This window comes from Sphingobacterium sp. PCS056, from assembly GCF_023273895.1.
Taxonomy (GTDB): Bacteria; Bacteroidota; Bacteroidia; order Sphingobacteriales; family Sphingobacteriaceae; genus Sphingobacterium.
On the sequence record NZ_CP096883.1, the window covers coordinates 3,918,133 to 3,931,152 of the forward strand.

General features: G+C 35.8%; 10 protein-coding genes and 1 riboswitch. Of the genes, 5 read left to right on the forward strand and 5 right to left on the reverse strand.

Annotated elements, in window-relative coordinates:
- Nucleotides 1-68: 68 nt before the first annotated feature.
- The 4 genes from MUB18_RS16410 to MUB18_RS16425 form a co-directional block, all read right to left on the reverse strand.
- Nucleotides 69-797 carry a menaquinone biosynthetic enzyme MqnA/MqnD family protein gene (locus tag MUB18_RS16410; RefSeq protein WP_248753875.1) on the reverse strand — a complete coding sequence of 243 codons (729 nt, stop codon included), beginning with the start codon at nucleotides 795-797 and terminating at the stop codon, nucleotides 69-71.
- Nucleotides 790-1,416, reverse strand: a complete 627-nt coding sequence (locus tag MUB18_RS16415; protein WP_248753876.1) for a histidine phosphatase family protein — start codon at nucleotides 1,414-1,416, stop codon at nucleotides 790-792. The genes MUB18_RS16410 and MUB18_RS16415 overlap by 8 nt, the downstream gene beginning before the upstream one ends.
- Nucleotides 1,417-1,424: 8 nt before the next feature.
- Entirely contained in the window at nucleotides 1,425-2,624 is a 1,200-nt protein-coding gene (gene mqnE / locus MUB18_RS16420) for an aminofutalosine synthase MqnE (RefSeq protein ID WP_108159821.1), read from the reverse strand.
- A 98-nt stretch (nucleotides 2,625-2,722) separates the two neighbouring features.
- Entirely contained in the window at nucleotides 2,723-4,549 is a 1,827-nt protein-coding gene (locus tag MUB18_RS16425) for an ABC transporter ATP-binding protein (RefSeq protein ID WP_094772907.1), read from the reverse strand.
- A gap of 837 nt (nucleotides 4,550-5,386) precedes the next feature.
- Here MUB18_RS16425 and MUB18_RS16430 point away from each other — a divergent pair.
- The 4 genes from MUB18_RS16430 (at nucleotide 5,387) to MUB18_RS16445 (ending at nucleotide 10,874) form a co-directional block, all read left to right on the forward strand.
- The gene (locus MUB18_RS16430) at nucleotides 5,387-6,556 is read left to right on the forward strand and encodes a pyridoxal phosphate-dependent aminotransferase (protein ID WP_248753877.1); all 1,170 of its coding nucleotides are present in this window, start codon (nucleotides 5,387-5,389) and stop codon (nucleotides 6,554-6,556) included.
- Between the two features lie 12 nt (nucleotides 6,557-6,568).
- Entirely contained in the window at nucleotides 6,569-7,411 is an 843-nt protein-coding gene (locus tag MUB18_RS16435; RefSeq protein ID WP_248753878.1) for a prephenate dehydrogenase, read from the forward strand.
- A gap of 589 nt (nucleotides 7,412-8,000) precedes the next feature.
- A riboswitch (SAM riboswitch) is annotated at nucleotides 8,001-8,115 on the forward strand.
- A 228-nt stretch (nucleotides 8,116-8,343) separates the two neighbouring features.
- Entirely contained in the window at nucleotides 8,344-9,651 is a 1,308-nt protein-coding gene (locus MUB18_RS16440; protein WP_094772908.1) for an O-acetylhomoserine aminocarboxypropyltransferase/cysteine synthase family protein, read from the forward strand.
- Nucleotides 9,652-9,692: 41 nt separating this feature from the next.
- A complete protein-coding gene (locus MUB18_RS16445) occupies nucleotides 9,693-10,874 on the forward strand; it encodes a homoserine dehydrogenase (protein WP_248753879.1) in 1,182 nt (393 codons plus the stop codon).
- Nucleotides 10,875-11,659: 785 nt separating this feature from the next.
- Here MUB18_RS16445 and radC read toward each other — a convergent pair.
- Entirely contained in the window at nucleotides 11,660-12,349 is a 690-nt protein-coding gene (radC, locus tag MUB18_RS16450) for a RadC family protein (protein ID WP_045756203.1), read from the reverse strand.
- A gap of 189 nt (nucleotides 12,350-12,538) precedes the next feature.
- Between radC and MUB18_RS16455 the strand changes: the two genes are divergently transcribed.
- Entirely contained in the window at nucleotides 12,539-12,997 is a 459-nt protein-coding gene (locus MUB18_RS16455; protein ID WP_045756204.1) for a peptidylprolyl isomerase, read from the forward strand.
- The last annotated feature ends 23 nt before the right edge of the window (nucleotides 12,998-13,020 follow it).

The window sequence follows — 13,020 nt, forward strand, 5'->3', positions numbered from 1 at the left end:
ATAATTAAGAATATAAAGTAAAAAGCGATTATCTCCATAATCGCTTTTTACCAATTTTTGTTTTACTGCTAAGTATCTAACTCTTTTAATAAAACTAAATATTGATCAATAGCTTTCCTCTTATCATCAGTAAGATGATAGTTTAAGCTTGAAGTTAAATAATGATGATAATCAAAATCTTCATATTTGGGTAGGCCCGGAATTACAGCTTCAGGCTCCGAGACGCCTACTTTTAGAGCCTCGTTAAATAACCTTATAAAATCTACTGTTAATGTTTTTGTACTCACCCAGACTGCAAATGCAAATGGAAGACCTGTAAATTCTTTCCACATAAGTCCTAAATCGTAAACAAAAGGTACCGTCTTCTTCTTACCAAACGTACGGTCACCGATCAGTACATACGCGTCAGCCCCTTCGATATCTGTCACGATCCTCACGTCGCGCTTCCAATGATTTTTAAGCAGTACTCGTGCTAACCCATTAGAAGTACGTGATTGCTTATCCAAATATAATGTCTGGATTTCTTCAATCGGTTTGTGAGCAAAAATAAAAACCGAATCAACAGCCCCCTCTGTACCAATACAATAATCGGTAATGATATGCGCATGCGGAAGACTTAATAAAGCCGCCACAGGAATTATACCTAAATCAGCTTTGTCATCAATCACTTTTTGGGCACATACACTCGGATTATCCAAGCTCAATTCGATCTGATCTAAAACTGCGGATTGTCTAATCCCATTTAAAAACGGCAATGTATTCGTATACGAAACTGCCGATACTCTCACTTTATCCATTTGTCAATACCTCTAGATGTTTCGTATTATAATAGTCAATAATTTCAAATTGATCATGATCATACGTTAATTTATATAAGGCAGTGTTTGTATGAGGAAATTCATCCATTTTTGAGGCATCTACTCCTGTCAATAGGCAAAGAATAATACGTAATGCGCGACCATGCATACAGACCAATACGGTTTCTTCATGCTCTTGTTTAACCATATGTGCGATGGCCTCACGTTGACGTAACATCAATGCATTAGGAGATTCCCCCTCATCTACACTGACATCCAATTCACCATTTTTCCATGCTGAGACCAGCTCATTGAATCCACTCATGATAGATTCGTCTTGCTCTTTACCTTCGTAGATTCCCCAACTAATTTCATCTAAACCCTCGAGTTCTTGCCAAGAAATACCATCTCTGATAAAAGATTCTACTGTCTGATGTGTTCTCAATAAGGTTGAGGTATAAATTTTATCAAACGGGATATCTTTATAAGCATCATAAAAAGCCTGAGCTTGTGCCAGTCCCGTTTCATTAAGTGGAGAATTCACGCCACGCCCCTGAACAATACCTTTCAAATTCAGATCGGTCTGTCCATGGCGAATAAAATAAAAAGTCTTTTTCAAAATATATCTTAATTATTTACAACAGGTAGTGCATAATAATTTTTTTTCTTGCTATCGTCTTCAAAAACTACATCCTTGTAATCGGTGACAACCTGATATAAGGTATCACGCTCTATTGGATGACGTCCTACCTTGCGAATCAACTCAACCAACTGCTGCGTTGACATACCCGGGTTCTGCTCCTCAGCTCCTGCCATACTGTAGATCTTCGTCGTATCATCCAATGTTCCGTCAATATCATCAACACCAAATGCCAATGACATTTGAGCTGTATCCCTTGAAATCATTGCCCAATAGGCTTTAATATGATCAAAATTATCCAAATAAATACGAGCTATGGCATAATTTCTCAAGTCTTCAATAACAGAAACCTCGGGAATATGTGACATTTGATTTTCTTTATTTCGAAATTTCAATGGAATAAAAGTTTGAAAACCTCCAGTCTTATCTTGCAGTTGACGCAATCTTTCCATGTGATCCACACGATGCCAAAACTCTTCAATATGACCGTATAGCATGGTTGCGTTGGTATGCATCCCTAATTTATGTGCTTGCTCGTGAATATCTAGCCATTGTTCTGCAGTACATTTATCATGTGCAATCTGCTCTCTGATCTCTGGATGGAAGATTTCTGCTCCACCACCAGGCATCGAATCCAGACCACAAGACTGCAAATATTTCATACCTTCATAATGGCTCAGTTTTGCCTTCTTGAATATATAGTAATATTCTACTGGCGTTAAACCTTTAATGTGCAATTCTGGACGATGTGCCTTACATCTTTTAAAAAATTCGGCATAGAAATCAAGATTTTGTTTGGGCACGACACCTCCAGTAATATGAACTTCCGTAACGGCTTCATCATCATATTTCTTTACGATGTCCATCATACCATCTACCTCCATTTCCCATCCTTCTGCACGCTCTTTGATCATACGGGAATATGAACAGAACTTACAATCGTAAACACACACATTCGTAGGCTCAATATGAAAGTTACGATTGAAAAATGTGATATCCCCATGTCTTTTCTCCCGAATATAATTCGCTAAAACACCCAAATAACCCAATTCGGCATTTTTATAAAGGTATACACCCTCATCAAATGTGATGCGTTCTTCTTGCAACACTTTATTTGCTATATTTCTTAACTCACTATCCAAAAGCGGATTAGAAAGTAAGAAATTTAATTTTTCTTTAGCATCCATTATCATGTCTCCTAGTCTATAACAAATGTACCAAAAACAAGGCTAAATTCGTAGAATCTAGCCTTGTTTTTGGTACAGCAATATCAATGAAATAACCATTAATCTGTGAACTGTTGCATATCGATCAATTTTCTATACAAACCCTCTTTCTGAATCAATTCTGTATGACTTCCAAATTCTACAATTTGGCCACCATCTATCACCACAATTTTATCTGCATTCTGAATGGTGCTTAATCGATGTGCAATGACTACCGTAGTACGATTATCCATAAGCTTATATAAGGAATCTTGAACTAGTTTTTCGGATTCCGTATCTAATGCCGAAGTTGCCTCGTCCAATAACATAATGGGTGGGTTTTTCAATACAGCTCGCGCGATGCAAATTCGTTGTCGCTGGCCACCAGAAAGTTTAGCGCCACGATCACCAATATTCGTTTGATAACCGGATTCTGTTTTCAAGATAAATTCATGAGCATTAGCTATTTTGGCAGCATTCTCAACCTCTTGCTGGGTCGCAGATGTATTGGAAAAGGTAATATTATTAAAGATGGTGTCATTAAATAAGATAGACTCTTGATTCACTACACCTATCATTGTGCGTAGAGATTCTTGATCTAGATCCCTTAAATCTATACCGTCAAACAAAATTTGACCTGCTGTAACATCCATAAAACGCGGAATTAAATCCACCAAAGTAGATTTACCCCCTCCAGAAGGACCGACCAGCGCTATTGTTTTTCCCTTTTCAATAATTAGATTGATATGTTTTAAAATGTTTTTCTCACCATAAGCGAAATCTACATGCTGAAACTCAATCGCTTTTTTAAAATCAGTAACTTTCTTCGCATTAGGCTTATCAGTAACTTCACTTTTGGTATCAATCAATTCCAGTACACGCTCACCAGCCGCAATACCATTATGAATATTACTAAATGCATCTGTCAATGCTTTTGCAGGACGCATTACTTGTGAGAAGATAGCGATATAGGCAATAAACTCAGATGCTCCAAACTCATCACTCCCTGATAAAACCAGATTACCACCATATAATAAAATGATAGCGACCATAATCACACCTAACAATTCAGATACCGGTGAACCCATTTGTTGGCGCCTTGCCATTGCACGCATGATACCCGCATAACGATCATTCTCATCATTAAATCTTTTTTTAACGAAATTTGTTCCGTTGAAGGCTTTAATGATACGAACACCAGATAATGCCTCATCTAAGAAAGAAATCATATTCGCATAAGATGTTTGACCAGCAATCGCTTGTGCCTTTAAAGTTTTAACAATTTTAGATATAAAAAAAGCAGATACTGGAATGACGAGCATAGCGAATAAAGTCAGTTTTGCAGAAATAACAAATAACATAACCAGATATGCAATGAGTTGAAGTGGCTCTTTAAAAGCAACCTGCAATGTGCCTGTAACAGAATACTGTACAACCTGAACATCAGAAGATACTTTGGAAATAATATCGCCTTTACGCTGTCCATTAAAATAGCCTAAATGTAGATCCATGACATTATCAAATACCGTCTTCCGTAAATTCAATAAAGTGTGAATACGCAAATTTTCCATAATTCGTTGGGCTAAATAACGAAACAAATTGCTTATAAAAACGGAAATTACGATCACGATACAGACATACTTCAATGCACCATAAGCACCGAACTGTTGGTTAGCCAGACTTGCATAATAATTGAAGTAACCGAGAATATCAAAATATCCATCGGGCTTTGCTAATACTACATGAGAAGAAACTTGATCTGTATTGAAAAGAGTTTGCAACAAAGGAGCTAATAACGCCAAATTCAATGTGCTGAATACAACCGTAATTAGGGTGCAGATAATATACGGAATTGCGTATTTCTCAATGGGTTTGGCAAAAGATAATAACCTAAAGTAAGTTTTCATTTATAATATTAAGGTAGCAAAAATACTAAAATTACGCGCAATATATAAGGAATACTTTCAAGGAATGAAATCTTGCACTTCGATGATATTATAAATTTCATCCAATAAACACCAAATTTAAACCACAATATACCTAGCGGTTTTGCATTATGATTTATGAATATAACTCAGAAAACATCTTATTGATCATAATTGACTCGGACTCGTTGATTGATTATTAACCGTTCAAGCATAACTCTAGTTTATGCTAATCAATCTATTGAGGGGATTACTAATCTTTTAATAAATTCACAAAAAAACACGATTTAACAACAATAAACCCAATTTTTATTGTCATTAGCTTTTCAATAAGTAGAGCTTGTATTCGCAGATTATTCGAGTTTGCTTCATCATAAATAGGTATGATATGCTTATTATATTCATCTTAAATCCGTGTTAAGTCCATGGTGAGTCCGTGTTCAGTCCGTGTTTATAGTATTTTCACCATGATACTACCCTGTTCGCAACCTGCTTGCATGTATAAGATATATTAGGGTCGCTCCACATATGTATCGAGACGTATTACAATAGATTACGGATAAAAAAAGCCTTTTATACTTGATATCAACGTACACCATATCTATTGATAATCATGCTCCATGTTTTGATGAATTCAAAACCGCAATCTTGATCAAGATGAATGCAATAACACCATGCACTACATCAACAAAAATATATACAACAGAAATATCAATAATTTAAAAAGCAACATTATTTAAAATGTACAATGGGTTATACTATTATTTTAATAGAAAAAACCTAATTTAGTCCTTGTAAATAGTAAAATACCAGAACATAATGCAAATAGAAGTTGCCAAAAGGTTGCAACAAACCGAAGAATATTATTTCTCAAAAAAATTAAGAGAAATTGATGAGCTCAATAAAGCAGGTGCTCGTGTGATTAATTTAGGTATCGGAAGCCCAGACTTACCACCTCATCCTGAAGTAATTCAGACCTTGACGACAGAAGCGGCTAAAGCCAATGTACATGGCTATCAAAACTATAAAGGCTCGCCTATATTGAGACAAGCTATTGCAGATTGGTATCAACGCTATTATCAGGCAACATTCAATCCAAATACAGAAATTTTACCTTTAATAGGTTCTAAAGAAGGTATTGTTCATATTTGCATGACTTACTTGCAAGAAGGTGATGAGGTTTTAATACCAAACCCGGGATATCCTGCTTATGCCGCTGCAGTGCGACTAAGTGGAGCCACAGCTATTACCTATGATTTATCTGAGGAAACAGATTGGTTACCTGATCTTAAAAAGCTTTCTGAAAACGATTTATCGAAAGTAAAACTGATGTGGATCAACTATCCACATATGCCTACGGGCTCTAGTGCGAATGAAGGATTTTATCTTGAATTGATTGCTTTTGCAAAGGCAAACCATATTTTAATCTGCCACGATAACCCTTATAGTTTTATCTTGACAGACAGCCCTAAGAGTATTATGTCTATTGAAGGAGCAAAAGATGTTGCCTTAGAACTTAATTCATTAAGTAAGTCATCGAACATGGCTGGATGGCGAATCGGTATGTTAGTGGGTGCAGAAGAACGTATCAATGAAGTGCTGCGATTTAAAAGCAACATGGATTCTGGCATGTTCTTGCCAGCACAGCTTGCTGCGGCCAAAGCATTACAATTAGATCAATCGTGGTATCAAGAATTAAATGGAATCTACAATGAAAGAAGAGCATTAGTTTTTGAAATCATGAACATGCTAGGCTGTATCTACAAAAAAAATCAAGTTGGTTTATTTGTGTGGGCAAAAGTTCCTGACAGTTACGAATCGGGCTACGCTCTTAGTGATGAGGTATTAAATCAATCACGTGTCTTCATTACTCCAGGAGGTATATTTGGAACTGCTGGAAACTCCTATATCAGAATTAGTTTATGTGCTTCAGTTGAAGTGTTGCAAGAGGCTATTGAGCGAATTAAAGAAGTTAAAGAAACGAATTAAGATTAAAATAACATGATAAATATAGCCATTATTGGCGTCGGTTTAATTGGTGGCTCAGTCGCCATGAAACTAAAAGAAAAGCATTTTTGTGATCAGGTATTTGGTGTCGACAAAAGTGATGCTAACTTAACAAAAGCATTGCAAATTGGCTTTATCGATCAGAAAGCAACGTTGGAAGAGGCACTAGAAAAATGCAAGGTCATTATTCTCACGGCTCCTGTGGATGCGATTATCTCGTTGGCACCAAAATTATTAGATCTAGTAACAGACCAAGTCATTATTGACATGGGATCTACTAAGCTTAATATTTTACAATTGATCTCAGAACATCCCAATCGTGGTCGGTATGTGGCGGCTCACCCTATGGCAGGGACTGAATATTCTGGCCCAGAAGCAGCTTTACCAAACTTGTTCAAAGATAAAATGATGGTCTACGTGGAGGCTTTTAAATCTGATGAAGACGCTTTTGAACTCGCAGATTCCATTACTGAACAACTGGAAATGCGCACGTCATTTATGACTGCGGAAGAACATGATACCCATACCGCTTATGTTTCACATATCTCCCACCTGACTTCTTTTGCGCTAGCCTTAACGGTATTAGAAAAAGAAAAATCACAGGGCAGGATATTTGAATTAGCGGGTTCTGGATTTGAATCCACAGTACGTTTGGCTAAAAGCTCTCCCGATATGTGGACACCTATTTTTAAACAAAATAGAGTAAACGTATTAGAAGTATTGGAAGAAAATATTAAACAGTTGCAAGCTCTGAAAGATGCTATTCAAGAGGAAAACTATACACAATTACATAAGTTGATTAAAAAATCAAATAAAATAAAGCGCATTATAAAATAAAGCTCCTGTTATTAGTTTAGGGTCGTTCACTTAAGTTAAAAAATGCTAGAAGCCAATACTTCTAGCATTTTTTAGTTCGCAGCCATCATCATCGGCAATTGTGCGATCACATACAATCAACCATTTCTCTAAACTAAGAGAATCATCAACTTGTTCTTTTGATTCAACCTTTATTTCTACTAGGATCAATGTGTAAATGCTCTTCTTGATGAACAGCATATCCGATATCACTCTTGTCCTTACTAGGACAGATAGATAATAATGGGAATTATAGCGGATTGGCGGCTACTTTACGAATAGATGTCGCATTGTAACCGATTTGTGCAAAGCGTTTTTTTCACCTTTTAAGAATGCGAAGACGCACATCTCCCTTATCCTTTGTTTTCTTTTGATTCCATAATTAACCTAAATTACTTAACACTCTTCATATTTAATAATTACACCTTTTTCTCAAGAAAAAGAAACTACATTTCTTACTCATGTATTAAATAAATAATTCAAAATATTTTGGTTTCTAAATTCCAAGACATATATTTGCAACGTAGATCGAATCGAAATACACCTAATCAAAACCTTTCAATCAGGTCTTGATTTATAAAGAAGTGGCGAGAGACTGGCTCAATGACCCACTGGCAACCTTCAAAATACGTTTGAAAAGGTGCCAATTCCTGTCCATATCAATATTGTTATGGAGGATATAAATGAAACGACAATGATATTTACATTACAAAAAAACAACAGGGTAAGTTCAATTACCAACGTAACATTTACAACTCTTGCATCAACTTCAATGCGAATGTTTGAGCACATGTCTATGTTTTATTGTTAGATCTATCCATTTTTTACTTAATGGATAGCAAGTGCATCTACATGTGCAGATCCTCACTCTATAATATTCACGAAAATATTCAACTAATTAATTATAAAAAACCATGTCTACAAATAAAAATTTAAAATTCGAAACTCTACAAGTTCATGCAGGACAAGTTGCAGACCCAACTACTGGCGCACGTGCAGTACCTATATATCAAACCAGCTCATACGTATTTGAAAATGCGGAACATGGCGCTAACTTATTTGCATTAAAACAGTTTGGAAACATCTATACCCGTCTGATGAATCCGACAACAGATGTTTTTGAAAAACGCATTGCTGCATTAGAAGGTGGTGTTGCTGCAGTGGCGGTTGCCTCTGGTCAAGCTGCGCAGTTCATCGCATTAAATAATATTTTAGAGGCTGGTGATAATTTTGTGTCGAGTAGCCATATTTATGGAGGTACATACAATCAATTCAAAGTTGCATTTAAAAGAATTGGAATTGAGGTCCGCTTCACGAAAGAGACAACAGCTGAGGAGTTTGAGTCATTGATCAATGAAAATACGAAAGCATTATACTTAGAAACAATTGGAAATCCAAGTTATGATATTCCTGATTTTGATAAAATAGCTGCAGTTGCTAAAAAACACGATTTACCTTTAATCGTAGATAACACTTTTGGAGCTGGGGGCTATCTATTCAAACCGCTAGAGCATGGTGCTTCTGTTGTTGTCGAATCTGCGACAAAATGGATTGGCGGACATGGAACAAGTATTGGCGGTGTCATCGTTGATGGTGGTACATATAACTGGGGCAATGGTAAATTTAAACAATTTTCTGAACCTTCTGAAGGATATCATGGATTGGTCTTCGCAGATGTATTTGGCCCAGATGGTCCATTTGGCAACATCCAATTTGCAATCCGTGCACGTGTGGAAGGCCTTCGTGATTTCGGACCGGCTATATCACCTTTCAACTCATTCCAGCTTATACAAGGTCTAGAAACGCTTTCGCTACGTGTTCAGCGTCATGTAGACAACACCCTAGAAATCGCTAGATGGTTAGAAGCGCATCCGCAAGTTGAGCAAGTGAACTATCCGGGCTTGAAAAGCTCACCAAGTTATTCAAATGCACAGAAATACCTAAAAAATGGATATGGAGCGGTTCTTTCTTTTCAGATAAAAGGCGATGTCACTAAAGCCGATGCTTTTATAGATAGCCTAGAGTTAATTAGCCATCTAGCAAATGTTGGTGATACAAAATCATTGATCATCCACCCAGCCGCTACAACACACCAGCAACTCAGTGCAGAGGCACAAAAAGCAGCAGGAGTATTTGTTGGGTTATTACGGTTATCGGTAGGAATTGAGCATGTCGATGATATTAAAGATGATTTACAACAAGCTTTCGATAAAATAAAATAATTTCAGATAGCACCATTATATAAAAGCGTAAAAAAACAACTATGAGTAAGAAATTAACGATTGGAATGTTTGGATTTGGAGTTGTAGGACAAGGATTGTACGACATTATCAAGACTAAAAACTTAAATTTAGAAATTAAAAAATTTGTCATCAAGAATGCTGACAAGAAAAGATCACTTGCCCCAGAGTTGTTTACAACGGATGCAGAAGCTGTATTAGGCGATCCAGATATCAATACAGTCGTAGAATTAATCGATGATGCAGAAGCAGCATATGCTTTAACAGTTCGTGCGCTTAAATCTGGAAAAAATGTTGTTTCAGCAAACAAAAAAATGATTGCTACGCATTTGGAGGAATTAGCGGCTATCCAACAAGAATATGGCACTAGCTTACTTTATGAAGGAGCTGTATGTGGAAGTATACCCATTATTCGTAATCTGGAAGAATACTATGACAATGAATTATTACATGCTGTAACAGGTATCTTCAATGGTTCATCGAACTTTATTCTGTCAAAAGTATTCAACGAGAATCAACCTTACGCTGATGCATTGAAGGAAGCACAAGATCTCGGGTTTGCAGAAACCGACCCCACTTTAGATGTTGGTGGATTTGATCCAAAATTTAAATTGACCATTGTCGCTTCACATGCCTATGGTATCTATGTCAATCCAGATGATGTGTTCAATATTGGTATTGATAAATTAGGTGCACAAGATATACGTTTTGCCAAAGAAAAAAACTTTAAAATTAAACTTATCCCTACTGCACGTGAAATCAATAACAGTAAGGTAGTCCTTTATGTCATTCCTAAATTTATCAGTGCAGATAATATTTTGTTTAATGTAGAGAATGAAAATAATGGTGTACTTGTGAAAGCAGCTTTTGCCGACGAGCAATTTTTCTACGGAAAAGGCGCAGGCGGTCACCCTACTGGATCTGCTGTCTTATCTGATATCACAGCTTTGCGTTATGATTATAGATATGAGTATAAGAAACATTTAAACATCGATGCACTATCTTATAGCAATGATCATGAAATTAAAGTGTATTTAAGATATGAGGAAGACAACCTGATCGAAAAACTAGGTTTTACTGAAATCATCGAAAGATACTATGCTCCTGACTTTAAATATATCATCGGGACGATCAATCTTAAGCAAATCACAGCACATAAAGATGAAATCAATCAAATAGGTAATTTCATCGCTGAGATCGGTTAATTAACACAACGATCAATCGGATTTCAAGCATTATGCTGTTTGTAGATCCAACAAGAGAACGCTTTATTCATCATATCAGGATAAAGCGTTCTTTTTTATCAAAAAATATTCAACCCAAATCTGTTTAGCGACATTTACTTACATACCAAATACAGACTCAGTCCTGATATTTAATTTTTAGAGATCAAACTCACATCAATTAGCTCCAAATAAAACCAAGTATCGATCTTTTGATCAAAAATTCCTCAAGAATTAAGTGAAAAAACACCCTACAATAAGATTTATTATAAAACACGATTCGATTCCAACGCATCAAGCGCATAAATAACAAATATCCTTTAACAGAATACACAAAATTATACAGCATCTTAAGTGCTTTAAAAAAAACATGGTCAATATATGTTTTCAACACTTTATTTTATAAAATAATATAGCACAATCCACAATTACAAATAACTGGCAGAAAATTTGCTTGATATATTAAATATCACTATATTGTGGAGTTACTAAATAAATAATAAATTATGGCTAAGTGGTTAACAATTCTACTGATAATGGTAGGCAACTTGGTTTTTGCAGATACCAATGCAGTCAATACACAACAACATTCTAATTCAAGTTATATAATTCTTGCAGTAGTTGCCTTACTGGCAATTATCTATATTCTATATAGAAGGCAAAAAAGAAAATTTAACGATTAATGGAAATAAGGGGAGACTATAACTCCCCTTATTTTCTGATTCAAGATTAAATGATAGACTTATTGTTTGCTCGATAACCTAACTTTAATCCATTAATCCTTCATCGCGAAAACTGAAGTACCCATTGTCTGTGAAGATCACATGATCATTGACTCGAATGTCCATTAGCGTGGATGCATCTATAATTTTTTTTGTTAATATTTTATCCGCTTGACTAGCTTGACAAGTTCCCGAGGGATGATTATGAATTAATATCATGGAATTAGCAGTGCAATTAAGTGCATAACGTAAGATAATACGGATATCAACTGGTGTAAAATCATTCCCTCCTCTACCAATCAGCTGTTTATCCAATACTTTGCAGGCTGTATTGAGATACAGTACCCAAAACTCTTCGTGAGGAAGATCTTGTAATTGATATTTAAAATAATCATACACCCGTTTACTGCTATTCAGCAATGGTTTTTTTATCTGATCAGCTTCTTTACGTCTACGCCCCAATTCTAGGGCCGCTATTATTGTAATAGCTTTTGCTTGTCCGATCCCTTTAAATTCACATAAATCTACGACATCCATTTTAGAAAGGTTATCCAGATTATGTTGCGATCGTGATAAGATTCTTTTGCAGAGCTCTACTGCGGTCTCCTCTCGAGAACCTGAACCAATTAAAATAGCGAGTAGTTCAGCATCTGACAATACACGGCGTCCTTGTTCTAATAATTTTTCCCTTGGACGATCTGCTTCCGCCCAATCTCGAATGACTAGTTTACTCATATTAATAAATTAGGAATATAAATGGTCAATATAATTTCCTAATTTACTCAAAAATATAAAAACATAAAATTATTAGGATCAATTATTTATACAAATAAAATTCAGTGAAATCCGACTTGAGTGTGCATTCTTTTTATCAAGTCATTTTGAAATCTTATATTTGTATTTGAACATATTTATTTTAAAAAAATGAGTAAAGCGATTATTAAAACAGAAAAAGGCGACATGACTGTACAATTCTATACAGCAGATGCTCCAAATACAGTTGCAAATTTCATCAAATTAGCTAAAGAAGGGTATTATGATGGCCTGACTTTTCACCGTGTCCTTCCTGATTTCGTAATCCAAGGTGGATGTCCTAATTCACGCGAAGGTGCTTCTGGGATGCCTGGAACAGGTGGTCCTGGTTACAAAATCGATTGTGAATTGACTGGAGAAAATCAGTATCATGATAGAGGTGTTTTATCAATGGCTCATGCAGGTCGTAATACAGGTGGTTCACAATTTTTCATCTGTCATAGCCGTAACAATACAGCTCATTTGGATAGAAATCATACCTGTTTTGGTAAAGTTGTTGAAAATGTTGACATCGTTGACGATATCCGTCAAGGTGACCGTATTTTAAGTATTGAAGTTATTGAAGACTAGTTTTCAGTAAGAAAAAGTATATT

Coding starts and splice junctions, on each gene's coding strand:
- MUB18_RS16445 (WP_248753879.1), top strand. CDS start 9,693: ATGAGTAAGAAATTAACGATTGGAATGTTTGGATTTGGAGTTGTAGGA.
- MUB18_RS16440 (WP_094772908.1), top strand. CDS start 8,344: ATGTCTACAAATAAAAATTTAAAATTCGAAACTCTACAAGTTCATGCA.
- MUB18_RS16455 (WP_045756204.1), top strand. CDS start 12,539: ATGAGTAAAGCGATTATTAAAACAGAAAAAGGCGACATGACTGTACAA.
- MUB18_RS16435 (WP_248753878.1), top strand. CDS start 6,569: ATGATAAATATAGCCATTATTGGCGTCGGTTTAATTGGTGGCTCAGTC.
- MUB18_RS16410 (WP_248753875.1), bottom strand. CDS start 797: ATGGATAAAGTGAGAGTATCGGCAGTTTCGTATACGAATACATTGCCG.
- radC (WP_045756203.1), bottom strand. CDS start 12,349: ATGAGTAAACTAGTCATTCGAGATTGGGCGGAAGCAGATCGTCCAAGG.
- MUB18_RS16425 (WP_094772907.1), bottom strand. CDS start 4,549: ATGAAAACTTACTTTAGGTTATTATCTTTTGCCAAACCCATTGAGAAA.
- mqnE (WP_108159821.1), bottom strand. CDS start 2,624: ATGGATGCTAAAGAAAAATTAAATTTCTTACTTTCTAATCCGCTTTTG.
- MUB18_RS16430 (WP_248753877.1), top strand. CDS start 5,387: ATGCAAATAGAAGTTGCCAAAAGGTTGCAACAAACCGAAGAATATTAT.